Here is a 23,774-nt window from a genome sequence, read left to right as displayed (position 1 = left end):
CACTCCTGCGACCGCGAGTCTATTAATTGAAAGACTTCGTATCTTACTCTAGTTTTAAAGTAATTTAGCCATACAACGTATGGTTGCATGGCTAAATTATATATTTCTTTTTATCTGTCTTATTGTAGACCGAAATTACGAGAAAGATCTTCGTCATGTCTAGCAACAGCCTCTGCAGTTTTATTAAGCTGCATATTAATTTCTTGTAATAGCTGTGCGAAGTTTTGTACTTTTGGTTTTAATTGATTGAACTGTTGGTCAAAACCTTCAAAAGCACGACCTTCCCATTCTCCTCTTAATTCATTTTGTAAGTTTTGTAGCTGACGTAAAATGTCCTCAATTTGATTTGCACCTTGTCCATATCGAGTCGCTTTTGATTTAAGCTCCTCTGGTGACATACGAATTTGTCCTGCCATTATTAAATCCCCCTTAAAATTTAAAAATAGTAAAATTAACCAATAATCAATTCTACAAATTGATTATATCAATAATTTAAAAATTTCTAAACAAAAAAATGATATTTTTCCAAAATTTATCTTTTACTATAATAACTATATATTGTATAATATAAATTTTGTTATTTTTTAAGAAACTACTATTACTTTAAAATAGAAATCAATTAAACAAATTCTACAAATGTTATTCTTAACAATAGAAAAACAGATTTCCTAAAATGAATGCGTATATTTTCCATTAAAAAGTTTGATTAAAATTCTATTAGAATTCTTTAATTAAAAGAAATACAGCCTCGCAATTTTTCTCACTTCAAAGTCATAATTACCTGTCTTTCAACAAACCCAAGTTCTTCGTACATCTCTTTCGCAAAATTCCCAGCAAATACATTTAATCGAATTTCTGAATATTTCTCCTTCAATTCCTTAATACCGGCCTCCATCAGTTCTCGTGATATCCCTCTCCCACGATACTCTGGAAAAACGTATAGCTCATATATAAATCCAAGTTTTTCACGAGAAAAATAGTCAGTATTTTCCCCTACTAATATCCACCCTAATATTTTATTTTCTTCTTTAGTGACTAAATAACATGCTCCCTTTTCTACTATTGGTTTTGTAATTTCAATTGCCTTCTCTGTACTTAATTGGCAATTCCCTCTCGTCCCTTCAAAAAGCGATTGGGCTGCATATTTTAATATTTCATTTGTATCTTCTTGATCCGCCTTTATTATCATTTTTCACAACTCCCATCCTTAATAGGCATTACTATCGATTGTTCAAGATTCTCCGCTTCCATAATAATTGCCAGTAATCCATGTTCTGTACTCGTCTCATGAAACTCTCCTTTCTCCCAAAATACAGCTTGTCCAGCTCTAATCTTTACTTTTTCTTTATCTGCCCCACACACATATCCTTCTCCGTCCATAATAAGAAGCAGTTGTGATACAACTGCTTCATGATATCCAATTATTCCATTCTCTTGTAAATGCATAGCACCGATATGTACATTCCCTTGGTGGTTTACTATTTTCGACATTATGAAATTAGATTGAAATACTGATATGCGCTTTCCCGCTTTTTCACTAAAATCAAAAATCTTCACTTCTAGTCCTCCTTATATGTATAAAACCATCCTTACTGTCTGCATCAAATGTCCTTCAAAGTCTTCTTCAAATTGCTCTAATTCAGCAAAACCTTTCGCTTCATAAAAACGTTTACCTTTTTCATTTGCTGCTTCTACATGTATGTACAGTTTCCGGATCCCTTTTAACGCCTTAATCCCTCTTTGTAATAAAGCACTTCCTATTCCTTTCCCTTGCTGATCTGGTAACAAATAAATCGCACCTAATTCTGCTTCGTTTTGCAATCTAACTGGTGAAAAATTAGCAAATCCTATTACTTCTCCCTCTTCCTCCGCAACGAATAAATGTGTATTTTTAAGACGATATTTCATTTTTTCATCAGAATATGCCTCGTCTAAAAAACTGTCTTGAATCTTTCTCGGAATAATGCCTTCATATGTATCATGCCAAGCTACTTTCGCTACTGTTTGTACAGCATGAATATCTTCTTGCTTCATCTCTCTAATTACATATGTCATCTCGATGTCTCCATTCTCATTAAATTATATTCTGCTACTATACTAGAAGAAACGGCAGAACCATTTTCATAATTTACCTTAATTAATTTTAACTTTTCAATCGAAGCTGCTTTAACATCAAAATTCCCATATATATACTCCATTGCGCTTAAAAACTGAGTCGAGTTCAAATGATTCGCTATCGTACAATGCGGAACCCATTTGCCCGGTACATAATATGAATTTGGATTATCATGAAAAGCTTGGAAATGATCATGATAAGAATGATGAAGTGTTAACAATTCATCGGTAAGAGTCGGCGCTAGAAAAATCGTTCCGTTTGTAGGAAAAGTTCCAACAGAAGAAAAATTCACTGCAGCCATTTTCTCTTGAATAGCTACAAACTCCTCTATTTTCTTAGTATATAAATTAACATCTAACTCCTTATAGTCCGCAAGTGTGATATGCGGTTCTACTCCAGCTAATTGATTTGACTCTATTATATTCGTTAGTTCATTTTGCAATTCTATAATCTTATTAGTAAACACACTATCAAATGTTGCAATAATAGCGTACATGCGTCCTCACCCCTTTGTTACATATATTGCTTCCCATTCTTCACGAATCATTCCCATTCGAATAGAATCATAGTATGTTCCGTTATAATATCGGCATTTGCGCATTCTACCTTCTAAAGTCATTCCTATTTTCTCAGCTACTTTCATCATTCGTTCATTACCAGACCACGTCGTGAGCCCTACTCTACCAATCTCCATCTTTTCAAATAATAAATCTCGATATAATGTTAATGCTTCTGTACCGTAGCCACCATTCCAGTATGTTGGATCATAAATAACAATTCCCATCTCCAACCAACGCGTCGGTTTATGTTCCCAATAAAATCCGACTGTACCTATAACTTGACCGTTATTTTCTATAATTAAATTTGATAGAGGTTCTTCTTGTAAACGAGTTAACATCTTTTCTTTATAAGGTGCGTATTCTTGCATTGAGAAAGGGAAATATGGCGCGTCCCACTTCTTCCATTCTGGATTTTCTTCTTTAAATACGAGGCTCCATAATGTTTTTATATTTGATTCTTCAATTGTACGAATTGTAACTTTGTTCCCCTTTTTTATAACGTTTTGCATAATTTCCTCCTACATTCCTCTTTATTTCATATATAATTATAATATCTTTTCAGAAAAATCAAAACAAAACTCTATAATATATTGTTTCATTTTGTTATTTGGCACCTATTATTTATAAAGAAAATAGTCTTCTAACCTTTAATCTCACCATATTCCAGGAGGAATTTATTTTTGAACAAGTTCAAGGGATGTATCAACGATTTCAAGAAGATATGAAACGGAATGCCAGAAGATAAATCCTCCATAATAGCTAAAGATGACATACGTGACCGTAACGCAGTTAATAAAAAATAGGAGGTTACATCCCTCCTATTTCAGCTCAATATTTTACTTTCCTTCTTATTTATCTCAAGTAGAATCCCTTTCTCTATCCAGCCTTCTACTCCATTTTTTTTAATTAAATCATACCCTGCGCAGCTACCATCAATGAGAGAAACAATATCCCCTTTTCTAACATCTATTTGCGCACAAGAAATATCAGTTTTCACTGTGTATTCACCTGACTCACGTTGCCTAATATATTCATTTTTCACATTGAGTAATTTATTCGTTTCCTTTTGCTTGCATATTGTGTAATCTCGCCTCTTCTCCACCGGCTCTATGTAATAATACGGATATGTAACCCCTCCCTGCATTGTTGCATCAGCATTAAATTCTGCTGTTGCTTCATAAATTGGAAAATAGTCTACATATGTATAAGAAAACGTATCACCTGTTAGTTTCCTCTGAATGATAAATGCATTTAATTGCCCTGCTTCTTTAATCGCATTCCCGCCGTCAATTGCAATAATTTTTTTCTCCTTATCAATAACTGGATTGTTAGACGGGGCTTCCTCAGAATAGTTCACAACAGGCCAATGCCCAACAACTACATACTTATTAGCTCTATGCGATTTATTAAAAAACTCTGGCATTGCTATCGCATTTTTGCGCGCTGTTTCTTTCCAATCTACTCTATCTTCCAGTCCAGCATGTACAAAAATATAATCTTCTGTTTCAATCGCTGTTGGCAGCTCATTTAGCCAATTTATTTCTTTTGAAAAGTGACTTAACAGTACTTCCTTCACTTCCTGAATTGAAGTATCTTCCTGAATAGAAAAATGTAATTGTTCTAACCATTCATTAAAAATCGAATGCTTTCTCGTACATAAATAATTAATGAGACCTGGATTTTCATTTAGAAGAGCATCAACTAAAACTTCACAATTCCCTTCAACAACGTGAACATTTAAATTACTCTCTACAAGATCCATTACATAGTCTACTACGCCGATGCTATCGCTTCCTTTCTCACAAAGGTCTCCATTAATAATTAAATAATCTTCATTCTTAAAGTTAACTTTATGTAGTAATTCTTTTAAAAGGTTCAATTCTCCATGAATATCAGACATTATGATAACTCTAGCATTATTAGGGATAGATAGTTTCTTTATTTTCTCCAAGTATAAACGCTCCAATCATTTTCTTTCTTTATACAAAATAAATTATAAACCTTTCTAAATGAAATAGGTTCTATATTATGTCATATAGAACCTATCTTTCTTTATAATTTTTTATGAAAAGAATAACTTACCTTATCATACCCTTCCCTTTCATAAAAACGATGAGCATCAATTCTAGGAAACGCTGATGTTAAGTCGATAGACTCACATCCATTTTCCTTTCCCCAGTTCTCTATATAAGAAAGTAATACATTCCCATATCCTTTTGAACGATGTGCTTCTGCTGTTACAAGGTCATATACGAAAACGTGCTTCTTATTATAAAAGTTCGTACAAATTGCTACACCGGCAAGGCCAACAACTTCATCATCTTCATTACGTAACGAAAATAGTTTATAATTTTCTTCTTTCATTTTTCGAAATAAAAAGCCTGCTTCCTCTTCGGAAAGCTGTGTTCGTAATTGCTGTAAAATAGGTAATACTTCATGTAATTGTGCTTCTGTTACTACTTCTTTAACATTCATTTGAACTCTCCCCTAACAATTTGTATAATTTTCTAAATGTTATATCATTATTATAGGGAGTATCTGCCCTTCACTTAAGTGACAGTTTAATTATTTTTTATAAGGCCAGTTTTAAAGGAGAGTTCTTACTATGGATTTTACTATCCCATTGCAATTAGAAAGCAATACACCTATTTACTTACAAATTTACGAATTTATAAAATATGAAATTATACAGGGAACTATTTCTGTTGGTACACGTCTTCCCTCACATAGAAACTTAGCGTCACAACTTAATATTAGCCGCATTACTGTTGAATCAGCTTATCAACAATTATTAGCTGAAGGTTATGTAGAAAGTAAACCGAAGCGTGGTATTTTTGTTGCAAATGTCGATATTGACGTTATCCCGAATAAAAAATTAAATATGGCAAAGGAAAAGAGCAATTTAATAGAAGATCCGTTTGAATATGATTGTAGCCAAGGTCTTATTGATCAAACTGCTTTTCCGATTACAAACTGGAAAAGAGCGTTACAAGAAGCAATACTAAAGTACGAAAATGCGTTATTTGCTAAAGAAGACCCACAAGGTGAGTTCGTTCTTCGAGAACATATTTCAACATATTTATATCATGCGCGCGGTGTATATTCTTCACCTGATCAAATTGTGATTGGTGCCGGAACACAGCCACTTCTTTGGCTACTAATTCAACTGCTTGGTCCTACAAAAGAGTACGGCATTGAAAATCCTGGATTTCACCGTATACATGCAATTGTTAAAAGCTGCAATCAACAAATTCATCCCATTCCATTAGACGAAAAAGGGATTCGTATTTCTAACTTATACAATACAAATTCCAATGTCGCATACGTTACGCCATCACATCAATTTCCGCTTGGAATGATTATGCCTTTATCTAGAAGATTGGAATTGTTAAAATGGACCAATGATCGCGATGGATATATTATTGAAGATGACTATGATGGGGAGTTCCGTTACACAGGTAAACCAATTCCGTCTTTACAAAGTCTTGACTCAAATGAACGTGTTATTTATATGGGGACTTTCTCAAAATCTTTTTTACCTTCTTTACGAATGGGATATGTTGTTTTACCACCGCATCTTTTAAAAACGTATGAAGCGTTGCAAGGTATTTTTAAACAAACAGTCTCTACTACACAACAACTTGCTTTCGCTAATTTTATACAAAGTGGAAATTGGGAACGTCATATTAACCGCAGTCGTACGTTATATAAAAGAAAACATCATACATTAGTAAAATTCATTGTGAAAGAAATGGGTACTAATGTTCAAATTCTTGGTGAACAATCAGGTCTTCATATTGTTCTACGTATCCATAACAATATGAATGAACAAGAACTTATTGAATCAGCTAAGAAACAAAGTATTAAGTTATATCCACTTTCTCCCTATGATTTTGTAAATGATTTACGCAAAGAACCTTACGTATTACTCGGTTTCGGTAGTATTCCCGAAAATAAAATTGAAACGGTAGTAAACTTATTGAATGAAGCTTGGTTTCCTAGTTAAAAGAGAATTTGCTAACGCTGAGTTTAACTCGCAATACAATAACAATTCAACAAAACAAAAAAGAAGATTGTCCAAAATAGCTTTTTGGACAATCTTCTTTTAGTTAATCACCTGATCGAGCGGTCCTTCCCGGACGCTTAACACCAGTTGTTTCTGTTGAATAAGAAGCTTCAATTATAGCAGTTGGATCTACAGAGAGAACGAGATCTTTCATTTTCGGATAAATGAAACGGTTTGTAATACAATAAATGATTCTCTTATGCTCTCCTAAAAAACCACCTTCTCCATGTAGATACGTAACGGATAATTGCAATTCTTTCATAAGTAGATCGCCTATTTCTTTATTCTTACCAGAAATAATCATGACGCTCTTTCCTTGATTAATGCCATCTAATATGAAATCAATCATCTTCGTAACAATATAGAAAATTGCTAATGAGAACATCGCTTGTTCGATTGAAAATAAAATGGCCACAAAAATGAAAATAACTGCATTTACAGCAAGTAAAAATGTGCTAATCGGTACCTTAAAGTGTTTGTTCATCCAAACTGCTAACATTTCTGAGCCATCTATTGCTCCGCCCATTTTCACTACAATCCCTACACCAATTCCAAACAGTACGCCACCATAAAGTACAATTAATAGTTCAGAAGTTGTAATCGCTGGAAATGGTTTTAAATAAATCAATCCGAGTGTTGTAACGACATTCGCATACGATGTACGTATAAAAAACTTCTTCCCCATTACTTTTGCAGTAAATAGTAAAATAGGAATATTAAGTCCTAAAAACACGCCATACAGCGGTAATCCTGCAACTTTATTTGCCATAATAGCAATAGCCGTTACCCCACCATCTACTAGTCCATTAGGCGCTAAAATTAGTTCTAGTGAACCCGCTACAATAATGGAACCAATTGTTAATAATACGTATTCAAATACTCTCTTCATTCATTACCCCCAAAACTTATATATTTTCTTAGTATTATTTTAACGTAATCTTACTACTAATACAAAGATATCAGTTTATATACACAGAAGTTCCACCTTTACAGTGATTTTTATGTAATTGATTTAAAGCCTAATAGAAGAAACACACTTACATATTACAATAAGTGTGTTTTAAGCGTTTATTCTGCTATTTGCGAGCAGTAGACTCCCGTTTCAAATTTCAGCTGAAACAAAGAGTCGGCTACCCAAAAACGTCCGATTCGTGTGAGCTAACAATCAGTTGTAGATGAACAAAGTCCAAACTGATTAAAGTTTCACTTTATTTAAGCTTTAAATATGAATTCATTTTCATTTTAAATATTTCATCAACTGCTCTCTCATACCCACCACTATTTCGAAGTGACTTTCCAACTTTACGACTATTTTCCTTAAACGTTACATCATCCATTACTTCCTTTACAGTCTCACGTAACAATTCAGAAGTTAATTCTTTACGATTAAGCCTTATTCCAGCCCCTACTTCAGTCACTCGTTTCGCAACTAAAGGCTGATCTCCTGTTACCGGAATTACAACTAACGGGACACCGTAATATAACGCTTCACTCGAGCTGTTCATACCACCATGTGTCACGAATACATCAGCATGCTGTAATACTTCTAATTGCGGCACATAATTATACAACTTAAAGTTATTCGGAATATTTTCAAATTGACTTATATTTATTTTCTTACCAACAACTAATATGACTTTCGCTTCTACATCTTTAAACGCTTCAAAACATTTTTCATACAGGGCAGGTTGTTCATTAAAAACTGTTCCCATAGAAATAAAAATCACTTTTTCATCTTTTAAATCTTTAATAGGAAAACTGTTCACTTCTTTTCGAGTAGCAATTGATGGACCGACAAATTTATACGATTCATCAAATACATCCGAATGTGGCTGATATTCTTTTGAAGTGTATACAATCGTAATATCGCCAGGATGATTCATAATATCATACAAACTTTTACATTTCATTCCATACTGCTCTTTCCATCTTTCCATTCCCACTACACAAGATTGGTATAATGGATTGGTCTCATCTATTGGGCTCGATTCTTGCTCATCATTAAAAGTAATGTACTGATTAAAAGCAAAGGTTGTACAAGAAGAAACGCTTCGCAACTGTAGAATATTCGCTATAATACGTCCAACCGGAAAATGATTATCGTATATTAAGTAATCGTACTTTTCTCCTTTTGTTTCTTCTACAATTTTAGTAACAATACGTTCTGATGCTTCAATCATATGGGACAGCATCGTCAAAGGACTACCACCCTCATTAACTCGTTCCATAATATTAATTTGCGAAAGAAAATTCTCAAATGATCGAAATTCAGCGCCTGTTGCTTCAACCTTGTTTTTGTAATCTTCAATACAATATGATACAACTGTTTCCCCACGTCGAATTAACTCATTAACAACTGCTATCGTCGGATTAATATGACCTTCTCCAGGGAAATTTATTACGAGTACGTTCGCCATACCATTCTCTCCTTTCGATTCAACACACATTAATTAATACTAAATCATGTTAATTAATTTAAATCTATTATATAGGAATCTATTCTCCTTCTTCCTATCTTTCTCTTCATTTTATTATTGAGAAATATTGTCTAAAGCCCGCACTATTACGAGTACAGAACCTTATAAATAGGCACTTCATTCCCCTTTTACTTTTCATATCTCGTATCATACGAACTTTACATTCGAGCATTTTTCACGTTTATCATTCGAAAACATTATTTTGATAATTCATACAAAACTAGAAAAATATAATTTCCATGCTGATTTCTCACTATAAATTTATGTATGCTCTATATTGTCCCCTATCATGATCCACGGGGTACATATTCTGTTATATAATGAATTTATAGAATTTACAGAAAAAATGAGGGAATTTCATGTTACAACAACTATTCACTTCACCTATTCTATCCATCCGAGCTTTACATCCAGGCTATGAAGATCATGCAAGTGACGTTTTTCTCATTCAAACAGCAGATGCAGAAGTTATCGTTCGTTCTTCTAAAATGAATGAAGAGCCAAATAATGATTTTTGGTGGGGATGCAAAAATCTCTTTGGAATTGATCCAAGGAACGTACATCATTTAGAAACGGTACATGCATTGCTGCAAAAACATACAAATCTTCCTATCCCAACAATTGTAGAAAAACATATTTTAGATGGCCGAGAATTCATTGTGGCTGAAAAATTAGTAGGTAATACAGTTCAATCTTTTATTGGGCAACCAGATTCTATTTTATTCAGCCTAGGAAAAGGACTAGCACAAATACATAAGTATACAGCCCATTTCGTAGGAAATCCGTCACGTACACTCCAAGTTCCACTAGCGGAATTCCAGCCACACATTTTAAAAGTGAGTAAAGAACTTGTGAATAGGTTTTATTCCGATAACGAGAGCATATATAACACATTTCATACTTTTGAGTCACAACTTTCTACCTTACCAACACCAAAGGAATCTACACTCGTCTTAATTGATATGGATCCTACTCAGTTTTTATCAGATGGTATAACTATTACTGGTTTAGTAGATACAGAAGCTTATGCAGTTGCCCCGCGAGAGTTTGATTTTATCGGATTAGAATATGTACTTTCAGAAAAAGAGGCTCATGCCTTTAAAAGTGGTTACGAAACAATTATGTCTATTCCTCATCTTGAGGAATGTAGACAGCCTTATCGTTATTTGTACCGACTGTTATCTGTTCAAGGTAGTGTGGAATTAAAGAAATGGTTAAGTTACCCATCCTATTTTTAAAAACGATTGCGAGGGATTATGAAATGAACATTGAAAAAAAGAAATCTTTAACAGCAAACGAAATTCAGCAAATGAAAGATTTAGCTCATATTTGCGGACAATACGATCAAATTGATTACTCATCAGATTTACATGTTAACTTTTTAACTGCTCGTAATAAAAAAGAAATCAATGATTTTCTATTTTTTGATGATACCCAATTAATTGGTGCATTAAGTATGTACGACTTTGAAAGACCGACTAAACTGGAGTTAATAGGATTCGTGCACCCAAACTATAGAAAACAACATATAGGCACTACCCTTTTACAAACTGCCATGAACGAAATGCAAAAAAGAGACATAGACGAAGCTCTTCTCATCATTAACGGAGATTCCTCATCTGGGAAAGCATTTGCAAATCAAATGAAATTACCTTATCTATACAGCGAGTATAATATGACTTGTAAATCAAATAAAAAACGAGAAACAATGAAGAATACTATTAAACTTTCCATCGCATCTTCAGAATTACTTCCTGATCTCATAGAAATCTCTAGTAAAGCTTTCGGGGATTCTGTAGCAAATACATCCACATGGTTACAAAAAATGATGAAGTCACCTTCTCATCAAGTTTACGTTGCTCTTATGAATGAAAAATCAATTGGAACGATTACAGTTACTCACCAAGAGCAATCTACTACACTTTCAGGCTTCGCAGTCCATCCTTCTTATCAAGGTAAAGGATATGGTAAAGATATTCTAAGTTATATGGTACATACACTCATTACAGAAGGAGTTTCAACGATTGAATTAGACGTCGAAACGAAAAATAACAATGCTTTACAGTTATATACACATTGTGGCTTTGAAATTATAATGAAGCATAATTATTATGACTTGTTCAAAAAACATCAATAGCCCAATTTTCATTTACGAAAAGTAAAGAAAAAACTGAATCATATCGATTCAGTTTTTTCTTAATATATTTACAACCGCAGTCGTTTCATTATTTTCTTTATAAACACGAGGAATTCTTCTGTCTAACATACATGTAACTTCATAATTAATTGTGCCTAACATATCCGCTACTTCTTCTACAGCAATTTCTTCTTCACCTTGTTTGCCGTAAAATACCACGTCGTCCCCTACTTGTACTGGCATCGCTTTTGTAACGTCCAGCATAAGCTGATCCATACAAACACGACCAATAACCGGCACTCGAACTCCATTAATTAATGCATACCCTTTATTAGATAACTGGCGATTATAGCCATCAGCATAACCAATCGGCACAGTCGCAATCCATTCTTCACCCGTTGTTACATACGTATTTCCATAACTAACACCACGATTTTTCGTCGCATGTTTAACATGAGCTACTTTTGATTTTAATGACAATGCAGGCTGTAAGGAAACGACTGTATGATCCACTTCTTTCGAAGGATACATGCCGTAAACTCCAATACCAACGCGAACCATATTTTGAAATGTATTGCTTAGTTCCATTGACCCTGCACTATTTGAACTATGAATGTATGGTATTTGCATCCCTAATTCATTTGCTGTATTTACAGCTTTCTCAAATAAACTTGTTTGCATATTCGTATACGATTTATCAATTTCATCTGCCGTAGAGTAATGTGTAAACATCCCTACTACCTCTACATACTCCATACGGTTTAATTCTTCTAAAAATGGTTTAACTTCTTCTTCTTGCAAACCGATACGGCTCATTCCTGTATCGATTTTCACTTGAATACGTGCTTTATTTTGAAGACGTTGTGCAATTTCATTTATGCCTTGTAAATCTTCTATTCTATAGACTGTCATCATAACGTCATATTGAATTGCGGATTCCGCAGCTGCAACTGATGTATAACCCAATATTAAGATCGGTACAGTGATTCCAGCTTCTCTTAATTCGATCGCTTCATCGACAAATGCAACTGCAAGCTGGTTCACCCCTGCTTCAATCGCAGCTTTCGCAACTTCAACTGCCCCATGGCCATACCCATTCGCTTTTACAGCAGCCATCATTGCAATATTTTCATCGTTTACATGTTTTTTAAATTCTTTTACATTATGTTTTACAGCATTTAAGTCAACTTCAACAATTGTATCTCTTCCATATTTCAAACTCATTGGTCTAACTCCTAACTCAATAATTGCATTCCATTCTATTTCACGTTTCATATGACCTTTTACAATATAATACGTTTCACTATGCTAGTCAAACTACTAGAATTTTCGGAATTTTAAGTATGATATAATACCCTTAAGAATTAATTATATATGGAGATGAGGAGAATTACAATGTTTATACAATCTGCGTTGCATCAACTAAAAGTTGCTGTTGATACTTCTATCCAAATACTGAATCAATATAATGAAAGTGATTTGAAAATAACACCGATTGAATCAAAGCGGTCATTATTTGAAATGTGTACACATCTTTCCCTTATTTGCCATGCTGATTTACTCATCTTAAATGGTATTTCGGAAAAAGAGTTACATACCTTTTATATAGAACAAACACCCGAAACAATTACTCAAATGCAACAAATGATGATACAAGGGTACGATTTACTTTCTAAAACTTTTTTATCCTATTCCAATGAAGAATTAGCGGAAATTATGACTGCTTATTGGGATATTGCTTATTCTCGATTCGAATGGTTACTTGAAATCGTCGCTCACTTTTATCATCATCGCAGTCAAATTCACATTTTACTAGTTGAGCATGTTAAAGATCCTTGCATTCCTTTATTTGAATGAAAAGAGTGGAAACAAAGCCAATAAAGAGTATGACTCCTAATAAAATAAACGTCTGAGCATAGTTCCCTATTTTCATAAGATAAATAGAAATAATAGGTCCTATACTAGTTCCTAAAAATAAAACGAAAGTATAAATAGAAACCGCTATTCCCCTTGCTCTCCCTCCTAATTGGCCGACAAGAGAAACTAAAGATGGAACCGATATAGCAATACCTATTACGAAGCAGACGCTCATCATTACAAGTAACGGCAGTGTCGAAATAAATCCCATTGAACTTAGACTAAAAATAGCAACTAACAATCCTCCTTGAAGAACTTTCTTTACTTCGAACCTCTGTGTTAAACGACCTGCAAATGGTGATAATAACATACCAAATAACCCTGCTAAGCGAAAATAAAGAATTTGTTCTGCTGTTAAATTGTAAGTAGAAGAGCTCAAATAATTCCCTAAAACAGTATACATATTAACAAAAGCCATTAATAAAACAAACGCAACCATATAGCTCCATACTAAGCTTTTATGTGTAAAAACTTTCCCCATCTGTTTCATTGGCCCCAAAATATCCGTATAAGCTTGAGACGTTTCCCCTTTCGGAAGAGAATAATGAACCCATACAGCAGTAATGATATAGACAAAGCTAAGAAGAAAGAACACCATATGCCATCCAAAATGCTGACTAACAGCAGTACTTATTACCTGCCCTGCAATTCCAGCTACTAAAAAACCGGTACTAACAAACCCTATCGTTGTAACTTTTTTCTCTACTGGAAACATTTCTACAACGTAAGCTAACGCCACTGGAGAAAATGTAGCTGCTGCTATTCCCTGTAACCCTCGAAGAATAATAAGCCAAAATAAGCTATCCACAAACCCTAAGAAAAAAGAAACAATCGACAGTGCAAGCAATCCAATAAAAATCACTTTTTTTCGCCCATATTTATCAGAGATTGCCCCAAATAACAAACAACCTATAGCAAAACCTACCGAAAATATACTGCCTGTAGCCGCAGATTGCTCTAATGAAACCTTAAAAATGTCTGAAAATAGAGCGATTAAAGGAATGGTCACATATAGGCTGGACATAACTACCATACCTGCCCAACATAACACCGCTGTCATTACTGTATAATTCCTCCCACTATTTACTTCTTTTGATATTTCCATCATAAAATCTCCCCCTTACATTGATTTTCCTCATCGATTGAAAACTTATAAAGTAAATGACTCAAAATAAAATCCCTTCAACACTCACTTAATTCGTTTACGTTAATAAATACATTATCGCCCTTTAAATTAGCTAAACATATAATAAGGTAACCTAATTATATGTTTAAATAAAAAAGTTGACTCTCACAATCAACTTATTTACCTACCTTCGCCTAATTTCATCTGCATAATTACTTGCATTTTATTTAATAGCTTCTCTAACACTTGACGCTCTTCTTGATTAAAGTCATTAACTAACGAAGCGCAAGATGACCAAAAAGTCGGTAAAGAATGTGTAACTAGTTCTTTTCCTTTCGGAGTAATTTTCACCTTTAATCTTCTTCGATCTTCAGAATGATGGAACCTTACGATTAACTCTCGTTTCTCCATCCAATCTAATAAGCCGGTGACAGAAGCACGTGTAATCCCTAATCGACTCGCTATATCCGACGGACTCATGTTCACTTCTTCTCCATTCGATTCCATTTCACGCAAAATAAATAACAATAAAAAATCTAATTTGCTTTCCGAAATACCAAGCGGAGCTAAATCTACGTCAACAGCATCAAGAACATTATCAGACGTCCATAACATTAACAAACCAAGTTTTGCTGCGATTGGATCTGTTTCCGCTGATGCTGTCTTTTTTATTAACTCTGCATATGGATCAATCCCTAAAGGAAGAGCACCTTTTTTTGAATCCATTCATTTTCACTCTCCTTCCCCCTATTTAATTAGCTTACCTAACTACTTTTATATTATACTCATTTCCTTCCTTTTATTGCAAGAGTATTGTTAGAAAAAAATTCTATTATGAAAACAGGATTTTTTTCACTTACTAATTATTTTTTCAAATGATCCTAAACTCTTTTAAAGCAAACGAAATGCCACCTTCACTTGATTTCTTTGTAACGAAATCAGCTTTTGTTTTTAACTCTTCTCCACCATTCCCCATCGCAATTCCTAAACCTACATACTGTAGCATTTCAATATCATTTCCACCATCTCCGAATGCCATTGCTCCTGACTTACAAATATTTAAATGTTCCAATACCTTTTGGATTGCAGTTAGCTTCGATACTTTATTATCTTCCAGCACATTCATAACATAACCATGAAAACGTTCAAACGTAAGCATTGGATATCTTTCAAAAAATTTTTGAGCTTCCATTTCATCAGCATACAGACATATACAATACATCTCTTCTGATAAGTTTCTAACTTTATCAGGATACCGCTCTAAATTTAAAGTTTCGTTTAATGCTCGTATTACACGTTCATCTTTTGAGGCTATACCATTCATAGAAAATTCTTCTGTAAAGTAAGAAACACTATGACCATGTAATTCAGCGAAATTTGAAATATCATGAACAATTTCACTTGAAAGTATCGATTTATGAATAACTTCTTCCTTACACTTTATATGTCCACCATTTGCAGAAATAAATGTGTCTATGCCTAGTTCTTTAAATTGTGAGCATAAACTATATGGTCTCCCTGTTGTAACAACTACGTGAATCCCTTTATCTATTAACCTTCTTATCACTTCTTTTGTACTTTCGTGCATACTTCTATCAATCTCACTTAAAAGCGTACCGTCAACATCGAAAAATACAACTTTATACATAAGTCTCTACATCCCGCCTAAATGATTCGTATCATTAATGAAATGTACCGTTTTTTGTTCACCATCAATTTCAATTAAACTTATTCCCGTATCTCCTATTTTAAAGTAATAATCCATTGAAATTGGCATTTGGAAAAATGCTCGTAATAGACTATTTATTACACCACCGTGTGCAACGATTGCTATCCGATCATATGTATTCTCTGTCACGATTTTAGAAAAGATTCCTTCTATTCTCATTCTAAATTCAATAAATGATTCTCCATTTTCAAAACGGTCATGAAGAAACTTTGGCTCAGGATATTTTTTCGCTTCTTCAAAAGATAAACCGGCTTGCACCCCATTATTAAACTCCATTAATTCCTCTTCTAATTGAATTGGACAACCAATTGCTTCCGCTAATGTTTCACCAGTTTCACGGGCACGTTTTAATGTACTTGCCCAAATGAAATCTGGTGGAAAGTCAGCCTTCACTTTCTGTATAAGTCTTTGTACTTGCTGTCTTCCCTTTTCTGTTAATTCAAAGTCAGCTCTTCCTTCATGTACATTCAGGATGTCCGCTTCGGATTCTCCGTGTCGTATTAATAGTATTTGCATTCGTTCCCCCACTCCCTGATTTAATGTTCAGAAGATTACATTATATCATATTTTTAACTTTTCATAATAAAAAAGGAACGGTCTCCCGTCCCTCACCCATTTACCTTCTCCGCATCATTCCAATAATACTTACTAAGTGCTTCCGTTAATACATCAATTGTGTTATATAATTCATCTAACGTATTATCCACACCACCAACTTCAATTAACATCGCGTTTTTAGATAAATCTTGGTTATAAACGCCGTTTCCATCTTTTTTATACTTCGGAAAAATCCCTCTACTTAATCCGTAATAGTTTTCATCTAAATAACTATTGATTGCTCTTGCAATTTTTTCGTTTTCAGTACGTCCTTCATTTTCCATCCCAATTATAAAATATAATCTTGCATACGATTTCCCGTTAATTACTTTTGTAGTTACTTTCTTGCGCTGATCATCACGGTGTATATCAATTGGAAAAGTAATTTTATTATTTTGTGCTAATGCTTCCTTTACATATCCATGAGATGCTGTATACGATTGATACCATTTCCATTTTTTACTTGCCAGTAAATCACCCATATTCGTTTTATCATGAACTACTGGAATTCCTTGCTCTTCAAGTTGCTCCTTCATACGTTTTCCTAATAAGGACACATTTACATCTGGACTCGATGGATCGGTAGCTCCTGGTAATAAAGGAAAGAAGGATTCCCAACTATGTGTATGGTAAATGTATACTGCATTTTCACCTTTTTTCGTTCCGTTCTTTTTCTGCACCGGATTATTCTTTTCTGCTTCTGTAACTTTATCTTTTGCTACCTCTCGCTCTTTCGTTACTTCTTCAATCGGTACACTAGATTCATTCGGGATATTCGTAAAGTTTGTCCCTTCCCCAGCTACGATAATGTTAGAGTAATACTTTGACATACCAGGTACTTCTTTACCGACAAATGTTCTTAAATCTTTAATTTTCAAATCTGTCGCAATAGAGAACATCAAATTCCCAACAGACTCCCGTTTATTCTGCTTAAAATAATCAAATCCATAATAGTGATTCTCACTTTCTATCATTTGAACAAAACCTTGCATAGACACTTTTCCAAACCATTGATTCGCATAACTTGATTTCATTGTATGTAAAAGCGACGTCAAAATTGACGCGATAATTATTACTATTAGCGCATATAAAAAAAGTAACGAGATTAGTTTTTTCCCATGTATACGAGTTGCATACTTTTTCACTGTATCACCTTCTTTATACATGGATATGTACAAGCCTTTCGTAATATACGCACAAAAAAGAGAAATGGCATCCCATTCCTCTTCCTCACTCTTATTGTTCTTTACCTGTATCATTTGAAGGCAATTTCTTCGCTTGTTTTTCTTTAAAGATTTCTCCGATTGCCCCAAGAGTACCAAGTGTTTCAATTGCATTAGATGGAATAAAGACTTTATTTGCTGGTCCTTTTGCAACCTCAATCAATGATTCAAATGATTTATAAGCAAGTACGCGTTCATCTAAATCTGCTGCACGAAGTAATTCAATTCGGTTTTGTTCTGCTTTTGCGATTTCTTCAATTGCTCTTGCTTCCCCTTGCGCTTCTAATTCTTTGGCTTCTTTTAAACCTTCAGCTTCTCGAATACGTGCTTCTTTATCCCCTTCGGCCATCAAGATTTTACTTTGTTTTTCCCCTTCCGCACGAAGAACTTTATCTTGTTTTGCTGCTTCAGCTTCTAAAATAATCGCACGTTTATTACGTTCTGCTTTCATTTGTTTTTCCATCGATGCTTGCACATCTTTTGGCGGGTTAATGTCTACTACTTCAACACGCTCAATACGAACGCCCCATTTTTCTGTTGCTTCATCAAGCGCTAAGCGAATTTCTGTTGAAATTTTTTCACGACCAGATAACGTTTCATCAAGTTCCATTTTACCGATAATTTGACGCATCGTTGCAGAAGTAATGTTACGAACACCATATTCATAGTTTGAGATACCATATGTCGCAAGTTCAGGTTCGACAATTTGATAGAAAATAATTGTATCAATTTCTACTTGTACGTTATCTTTCGTAATTACCTTTTGTGGTGGTACATTCGTTTGTTGAATACGTAAGTCGTGATATACACGAACGCGATCTACAATTGGGATTAATATATTTAATCCTGGGTGCATAATACGCTGAAACTTACCAAATCTTTCAACAACCCCAACTTTTTGCTGAGGAATAATTTTAATTGTTAATGCGATAAATGTAACTACAATTAGCGCGAATACAATTGTTAACGTTAATGCTATCATATTTATTCACTCTCCTTTTTTACTTGTAATATAGTACTATGCCTCTTTATAACAACGACTTTTTCTCCAGTGTCAATCGGAACATCTGCAATAGCTGTCCAAGTATCTCCATCCACCTTCACAATACCGTTCGTTTCATTTGTAATCGCTTGCACAACAATTCCTTTTTTACCGACAAGCATATCTACTGTATCCGTAAAACCTTTTGCTTCTCGAAAGTTTTTTGAAATTCTTTTCGTAAAGAATGTCAATGTTAAACTTACAATCGCACCAACAGTAACTTGTAACAATAGTGCATCCGGAGCAAATAAAGCAATAAGACCTCCGACAACAGCTCCAATTCCAAGCCAAAGCATATAAAACGTTATCGACAACATTTCCGCGATAAATAAAATACCCGCTATAATAAACCAAATCACCCAACCAGCCATATGCAACCCTCACTTTCTTTCTCATTTTCTATATGTATATGAAGAAAAGAATGGTTTATCCGCCCTTTCTCATACTTGGGCGTTTACTGCAAGTTATCGTACATATTCGCTGTTACAATAAGTATTAATAAAATACTATATCAATATATTCTTCATTATACATGAAAATTCCTTTCAAAAAATGACAAAAAATTTAATTCTTTTAAAATTATTTTTTTCAGTTTATAATAATTCTAACTCGAATTTGTATTTTTTTGGAAGGTGATATCCTTAATGTGGAATCATTCAATATCATACTATTTAGGATCAAAAATCTGTATTACTCTTGCTGACATCGTTTACATAATGATTATTACAACTCATATCTATATATCAACTAAATCAGCTACTATTACTGCCCTTTTTCCATTATTACAAGTTATCACAAATTTGATCGCAAACATATCTGCACCACTTATAATGAATCGTTTTTCATCTTATTCAGTACTTTTTATATTACAATGGACAAAAACTGCCCTATTCATGTTATTAACGCTATTATTTCCGGTCCTTTCCAAAAACATTGTAACTCTATTAACTTTCATTTTTTTCATTTCTTTATGTAGTGGGTGGAGTGCTCCATTACTATACAGTATTGTTCCACGCCTAACACCAAAAGAAAGATTAGTAAAAGTAAATAGTATCTTTTCCTTTTCATCACAAATTGTACAAGCGGCAGCTTATTCATTTACAAGTATTATCGTTCTGCTCATTGGCGCTACTTCTACATTCATGATTACTATTATTTTAATGATTTTCGGATGTATTGCATTGCATATTTCATTACATTCCATCCATACCGAACGAGTAACAGAGCCTTCTTCTTCAAAAAACACAGCTTTATTTGAAGGCTGGAAACTATTATTTCATCATCCTTCTTTGCGCACAGTTACATTAATGGACTTAATTGAAACTTTCGCAGGGACGATATGGATTGGCGCTATTACGATGGCATATGTAACGACTGTTCTGCATAAAGGAGAAGAATGGTGGGGATATATTAACACAAGTTATTATGTGGGCACGTTAATTGGTGGTCTATTAGCGTGGAAAATAAGTACATATATTCAAAAAAATTTAATACGCTCCATGGCGATAGGATCACTTATATTTAGTATTCTTACATTTTTATATGGTATAACAAGCAGTGGATTTATTGCGCTTTTCCTATGTGTTCTAATGGGACCATGTTATCAAATTAGAGATATTTCTCAAACGACGGTTTTACAATCTAGTGTCGCCCCTTCTCTATTATCGAAAATGTATACAGCACACGGCGCCCTTCTTTCAACAGCTTCTGGTCTTTCTATGCTTAGCGTTGGCATTATTACTGATATGTTCGGTGTTCGTACGATTTATATGATTGCTTCTTTTCTTATTTTATGTTCTGCCTGTTTATCTTTTAGCCTATTAAAATATCATAAGACAGAGCAGAAAGATATTTCACTTTAATCAATAAATCAAAAAGGACAGGAAATTCCTGTCCTTTTGTACATTCTATTCATGACAAGTTGGGAATTTCTCTATGCTTTGTCGCTTGTTCAAAAGCGTACGCTAGTTTAATTAATATTCCTTCACGAAAAGCAGTACTTGCAATCGTAATTCCAAAAGGTCTCCCGTTTTCCATATACCCTGCTGGTATTGCTATAGACGGATAACCTGCTTTCGCACATATAGTAGAGCCTATATAAGACGGAAATAGTATCGCATCAAGATTATATTTTTCCAATGCAAAATCAATACCTTGTTTTTGCGAAAAATATATATCTTCTAATCTTGCATGTAAATATTCTGGATTTCTTAACGTATTAGGATAATCTTTTCTTCCCTCCAACTTAGTTTGTCCATATTTTAAAGCTCTTTCTGCTATGTTTTTATTAAACGCCATTAATTCTGAAATAGAATGTACGGGAATAGTAGAAGGTAATTTTGAAAGATAGTTATCTAAACTATGCTTCAGCTCATAAAGCGGAACTCCCCAGCTCCATTCTCTATGAAAGGAAGGAATATCAATATTTTCTACTACTGTCGCTCCCTCACTACGTAATACTTGGATCGTGTCCTCAAACAAATTTTCATCATACTCACCATTTTCGTAATAATCTTTTGGAGCATTACTATAAACACCAATCTTCGCTCCCTTTAAACCATTAACATCAAGATAAGATGTATAATCTTCATATGCCATACCTTCACTTTTATGAGTAGCTACATCTTTCTCATCCACTCCAGTTAAACTCCCTAGTAAAATAGCGGCATCTGTTACTGTTCTAGCAAATGGTCCCGCTGTATCTTGTGAATAAGTGAACGGAATAATTCCTCTACGACTAATTAGACCGACAGTTGGTTTAATGCCTACTACAGAGCTTTGAACAGCTGGACTCAAAATAGAGGCATCCGTTTCTGTCCCAACAGATAATACTGTAAAATTAGCGGCAACTGCTATTGCGGCCCCTGTACTAGAGCCACCAACAAACATATCATCCGTGCCCGTTCCATATGGATTGATTGTTTGACCACCTCTTGCACTATATCCAGCCCACATTTCAAAAGACATTGCATTTGCTAACTCTGTCATATTCGTTTTACCTATTATCACCGCTCCTTCCTCTCGCAGTTTTGTAACGAGAAATGCATCTTCGCTACTTATATTTTGTTCTAGGGCAATCGTACCTGCACTTGTATGCATGGAATCATTCGTTTCAATATTGTCCTTTAGCAAAACAGGTATACCATGCAATGGTCCCCTTACACCTTTTATCTTCCTTTCATAATCTAACGCTTCTGCAATAAAAATAGCATCCGGGTTTATTTCTAAAATAGAATTAATTTTCGGTCCACCTTGATCATATTGTGCAATTCTATAAAGATAATATATAACTAATTCTTTGGAAGATAACGTCCCTTCTTCCATTGCGGTCTGTATATCATGAATTGTTAATTCTTTTTTTAATACTGGATTAAACTGAATTTCCATTTATATTCTCCTTTATATCCCTTTTAGTTTTTACGAATACTTCTTACTTTTTCATTTTTTCACCTCAGCCTATTCCAAATTAATATCCCTTTAAAAAGTTTCAACTTACTTTTTAATACACCTTTAATTTCCCGAAAAATAAAAAGAGTCTGAAACGATTCATCCTTCGCTTCAAACTCTTTTTATTACTGTGCATATACCACATCTAACAAATGTAAAAACTCTCCCTGTTTTCCTGCTAATTCAGGGCATTTTGCAATATCAATCCATTCGTAGCAAAATACTAAACCTTCATCTTCCTCACCGGCACTTACTATATGTTCCCAAGTATCTTTTACATTCGTTAGTAATGTTACGTGGAAAAAGTGGCGTTTTTGATATTCCTGTTTTTCCTTCACGTGTATGATGTAATCTGCTAGGAAACGCTCTATACATAAATGACGTAATCCAGATTCTTCTTGTACTTCACGTAAAACTGCTGCTTCTAACGTTTCTCCTTCATCAACTGTTCCCCCTGGCACTTGGATACCAGCTTCAGGTATATCACGATGTTTAAAAACAAGTAATTGCTTCATCCCTTCTTTTTCTCTTGTAATATATGCATGTACTTTTTTCTTATATAACATCGTCATTATATTTCTCTCCCCTCAATTGTTCACTCTGTTACTTCTTCAAGCGTCAGTTGATTTTCATATAAATATGTAGCTTGTGGATTTCCCACATACCTTACGTGCCATGGTTCAAACCGATAGCCCGTAATTGATTCTTTTTCTTTTGTATATCGAATCACAAAACCAAATTTATGGGCATTTTCAGAAAGCCACTGCCCCTCTTTCGTCTCCCCAAAAACTGTCTCTAACTGAAATTTAGCAGATTGCGATGTAATATCCATAGCTAGTCCAGTTTGATGTTCACTCGTACCAGGAATCGCGCTAGACATCGCAGTTTTCGCTTCTCCATCTTGTTTTTTATACATCGTATTTAATGCCTTTTGTCGATCAAAAGATCTAAATCCAGAGACTGCAAAAAGGAAAATACGCTCTTTATCAGCTTGTTGAAACATGTCCTCAAGCGCACTAGCTGCCTCTTTCCTCATTTTTTTCTTTTCTTGATCACCTTCACTAGAGTAACGTACTTTCGGAATAACTAAATCTGGCGGTCTATACCCATCTGGTAAACGCCTACTTTTATTCACAAGTACAAGCGTCGAATTTGGATTACTAATTACCGCAATATCCCCATCCATATTCGCAATCGTTTCTTTCGCTTTCGGAAATATGTTATTTACATTCACTTCCTGTGCCTGCTTATCCTTATACATTTTATAATTGATTCCTGCTACTCCAACAATGAGTATCGCCGCTACGATACCAAGTAGTGTCCATCTTTTTTTCATA

26 protein-coding genes are annotated in these 23,774 nt (G+C 34.2%); 5 read left to right on the top strand and 21 right to left on the bottom strand.

Annotated features, from left to right (window positions below; genetic code table 11):
- Positions 1 to 119 precede the first annotated feature (119 nt).
- From DPQ31_RS10180 to DPQ31_RS10145, 8 genes are all read right to left on the bottom strand, one after another.
- Complete coding sequence (locus tag DPQ31_RS10180; RefSeq protein WP_000918601.1) at positions 120 to 416, bottom strand: WXG100 family type VII secretion target; 297 nt, start codon at positions 414 to 416, stop codon at positions 120 to 122.
- A 344-nt stretch (positions 417 to 760) separates the two neighbouring features.
- A complete protein-coding gene (locus tag DPQ31_RS10175; protein ID WP_208731849.1) occupies positions 761 to 1,189 on the bottom strand; it encodes a GNAT family N-acetyltransferase in 429 nt (142 codons plus the stop codon).
- Positions 1,186 to 1,557, bottom strand: coding sequence for a cupin domain-containing protein (locus DPQ31_RS10170; protein ID WP_098055915.1), 372 nt, complete (start codon positions 1,555 to 1,557; stop codon positions 1,186 to 1,188). Before DPQ31_RS10170 ends, DPQ31_RS10175 begins: the two co-directional genes overlap by 4 nt.
- A gap of 12 nt (positions 1,558 to 1,569) precedes the next feature.
- Complete coding sequence (locus tag DPQ31_RS10165; RefSeq protein ID WP_000222834.1) at positions 1,570 to 2,055, bottom strand: GNAT family N-acetyltransferase; 486 nt, start codon at positions 2,053 to 2,055, stop codon at positions 1,570 to 1,572.
- Positions 2,052 to 2,612 carry a 2'-5' RNA ligase family protein gene (locus DPQ31_RS10160; protein WP_208731848.1) on the bottom strand — a complete coding sequence of 187 codons (561 nt, stop codon included), beginning with the start codon at positions 2,610 to 2,612 and terminating at the stop codon, positions 2,052 to 2,054. Before DPQ31_RS10160 ends, DPQ31_RS10165 begins: the two co-directional genes overlap by 4 nt.
- Positions 2,613 to 2,618: 6 nt before the next feature.
- Complete coding sequence (locus tag DPQ31_RS10155) at positions 2,619 to 3,185, bottom strand: GNAT family N-acetyltransferase (protein ID WP_001181781.1); 567 nt, start codon at positions 3,183 to 3,185, stop codon at positions 2,619 to 2,621.
- 314 nt (positions 3,186 to 3,499) lie between these two features.
- Positions 3,500 to 4,627 (bottom strand): metallophosphoesterase, encoded by a 1,128-nt coding sequence (locus DPQ31_RS10150; protein ID WP_097959204.1) that lies wholly within the window; start codon positions 4,625 to 4,627, stop codon positions 3,500 to 3,502.
- A 101-nt stretch (positions 4,628 to 4,728) separates the two neighbouring features.
- A complete protein-coding gene (locus tag DPQ31_RS10145; RefSeq protein ID WP_001101103.1) occupies positions 4,729 to 5,151 on the bottom strand; it encodes a GNAT family N-acetyltransferase in 423 nt (140 codons plus the stop codon).
- Positions 5,152 to 5,281: 130 nt separating this feature from the next.
- On the opposite strand from DPQ31_RS10145, the gene DPQ31_RS10140 reads away from it, so the two are divergent.
- The gene (locus DPQ31_RS10140; protein WP_208731847.1) at positions 5,282 to 6,682 is read left to right on the top strand and encodes a MocR-like pyridoxine biosynthesis transcription factor PdxR; all 1,401 of its coding nucleotides are present in this window, start codon (positions 5,282 to 5,284) and stop codon (positions 6,680 to 6,682) included.
- 103 nt (positions 6,683 to 6,785) lie between these two features.
- Here DPQ31_RS10140 and DPQ31_RS10135 read toward each other — a convergent pair whose 3' ends face one another.
- Both DPQ31_RS10135 and DPQ31_RS10130 read right to left on the bottom strand, forming a co-directional pair.
- Entirely contained in the window at positions 6,786 to 7,631 is an 846-nt protein-coding gene (locus DPQ31_RS10135; RefSeq protein ID WP_000831972.1) for a YitT family protein, read from the bottom strand.
- A 319-nt stretch (positions 7,632 to 7,950) separates the two neighbouring features.
- Positions 7,951 to 9,159: a macrolide family glycosyltransferase gene (locus tag DPQ31_RS10130; RefSeq protein WP_070173063.1), complete on the bottom strand. Its 1,209-nt coding sequence runs from the start codon at positions 9,157 to 9,159 to the stop codon at positions 7,951 to 7,953.
- Between the two features lie 419 nt (positions 9,160 to 9,578).
- Here DPQ31_RS10130 and DPQ31_RS10125 point away from each other — a divergent pair, with 419 nt between their 5' ends.
- Positions 9,579 to 10,457: a protein kinase family protein gene (locus DPQ31_RS10125; protein WP_208731846.1), complete on the top strand. Its 879-nt coding sequence runs from the start codon at positions 9,579 to 9,581 to the stop codon at positions 10,455 to 10,457.
- Positions 10,458 to 10,480: 23 nt separating this feature from the next.
- A complete protein-coding gene (locus DPQ31_RS10120) occupies positions 10,481 to 11,356 on the top strand; it encodes a GNAT family N-acetyltransferase (RefSeq protein WP_208731845.1) in 876 nt (291 codons plus the stop codon).
- Between the two features lie 48 nt (positions 11,357 to 11,404).
- On the opposite strand, the gene alr is transcribed toward DPQ31_RS10120, so the two are convergent.
- Complete coding sequence (alr, locus tag DPQ31_RS10115; RefSeq protein ID WP_043322909.1) at positions 11,405 to 12,580, bottom strand: alanine racemase; 1,176 nt, start codon at positions 12,578 to 12,580, stop codon at positions 11,405 to 11,407.
- Between the two features lie 171 nt (positions 12,581 to 12,751).
- On the opposite strand from alr, the gene DPQ31_RS10110 reads away from it, so the two are divergent.
- Positions 12,752 to 13,213, top strand: coding sequence for a DinB family protein (locus tag DPQ31_RS10110; RefSeq protein ID WP_098820996.1), 462 nt, complete (start codon positions 12,752 to 12,754; stop codon positions 13,211 to 13,213).
- Here the strand turns inward: DPQ31_RS10110 and DPQ31_RS10105 are convergent.
- The 7 genes from DPQ31_RS10105 to DPQ31_RS10075 form a co-directional block, all read right to left on the bottom strand.
- A complete protein-coding gene (locus DPQ31_RS10105; RefSeq protein ID WP_208732093.1) occupies positions 13,182 to 14,378 on the bottom strand; it encodes an MFS transporter in 1,197 nt (398 codons plus the stop codon). The two genes, DPQ31_RS10110 and DPQ31_RS10105, sit on opposite strands and share 32 nt — an antisense overlap.
- 201 nt (positions 14,379 to 14,579) lie before the next feature.
- Entirely contained in the window at positions 14,580 to 15,125 is a 546-nt protein-coding gene (locus DPQ31_RS10100; RefSeq protein ID WP_000377478.1) for a MarR family winged helix-turn-helix transcriptional regulator, read from the bottom strand.
- A gap of 145 nt (positions 15,126 to 15,270) precedes the next feature.
- On the bottom strand, positions 15,271 to 16,047 hold the full coding sequence (locus DPQ31_RS10095) for a Cof-type HAD-IIB family hydrolase (RefSeq protein WP_087970096.1): 777 nt from the start codon (positions 16,045 to 16,047) through the stop codon (positions 15,271 to 15,273).
- A 6-nt stretch (positions 16,048 to 16,053) separates the two neighbouring features.
- Entirely contained in the window at positions 16,054 to 16,644 is a 591-nt protein-coding gene (locus DPQ31_RS10090; RefSeq protein ID WP_087970095.1) for a histidine phosphatase family protein, read from the bottom strand.
- Positions 16,645 to 16,736: 92 nt separating this feature from the next.
- On the bottom strand, positions 16,737 to 17,984 hold the full coding sequence (spoIIP, locus tag DPQ31_RS10085; protein WP_306472800.1) for a stage II sporulation protein P: 1,248 nt from the start codon (positions 17,982 to 17,984) through the stop codon (positions 16,737 to 16,739).
- Entirely contained in the window at positions 17,962 to 18,930 is a 969-nt protein-coding gene (locus DPQ31_RS10080; protein WP_199631387.1) for an SPFH domain-containing protein, read from the bottom strand. The genes spoIIP and DPQ31_RS10080 overlap by 23 nt, the downstream gene beginning before the upstream one ends.
- A 2-nt stretch (positions 18,931 to 18,932) precedes the next feature.
- Complete coding sequence (locus DPQ31_RS10075) at positions 18,933 to 19,361, bottom strand: NfeD family protein (RefSeq protein ID WP_000929499.1); 429 nt, start codon at positions 19,359 to 19,361, stop codon at positions 18,933 to 18,935.
- Positions 19,362 to 19,634: 273 nt separating this feature from the next.
- Between DPQ31_RS10075 and DPQ31_RS10070 the strand changes: the two genes are divergently transcribed.
- Positions 19,635 to 20,852, top strand: coding sequence for an MFS transporter (locus DPQ31_RS10070; RefSeq protein ID WP_199631386.1), 1,218 nt, complete (start codon positions 19,635 to 19,637; stop codon positions 20,850 to 20,852).
- A 49-nt stretch (positions 20,853 to 20,901) separates the two neighbouring features.
- Here DPQ31_RS10070 and DPQ31_RS10065 read toward each other — a convergent pair whose 3' ends face one another.
- The 3 genes from DPQ31_RS10065 to DPQ31_RS10055 all read right to left on the bottom strand — a co-directional run bounded on the left by DPQ31_RS10065 (position 20,902) and on the right by DPQ31_RS10055 (position 23,773).
- Positions 20,902 to 22,377 (bottom strand): amidase family protein, encoded by a 1,476-nt coding sequence (locus DPQ31_RS10065; protein ID WP_199631385.1) that lies wholly within the window; start codon positions 22,375 to 22,377, stop codon positions 20,902 to 20,904.
- A 185-nt stretch (positions 22,378 to 22,562) separates the two neighbouring features.
- A complete protein-coding gene (locus DPQ31_RS10060) occupies positions 22,563 to 23,009 on the bottom strand; it encodes an NUDIX hydrolase (RefSeq protein ID WP_097854932.1) in 447 nt (148 codons plus the stop codon).
- A gap of 23 nt (positions 23,010 to 23,032) precedes the next feature.
- Positions 23,033 to 23,773: a M15 family metallopeptidase gene (locus tag DPQ31_RS10055; protein ID WP_016091007.1), complete on the bottom strand. Its 741-nt coding sequence runs from the start codon at positions 23,771 to 23,773 to the stop codon at positions 23,033 to 23,035.
- Between the last annotated feature and the right edge of the window lies 1 nt (position 23,774).

Source organism: Bacillus sp. COPE52 (assembly GCF_003355115.1).
GTDB lineage: Bacteria > Bacillota > Bacilli > Bacillales > Bacillaceae_G > Bacillus_A > Bacillus_A toyonensis.
Note: the sequence above shows the minus strand (reverse complement) of the source record. Positions and strands in the feature narration are given on the sequence as shown.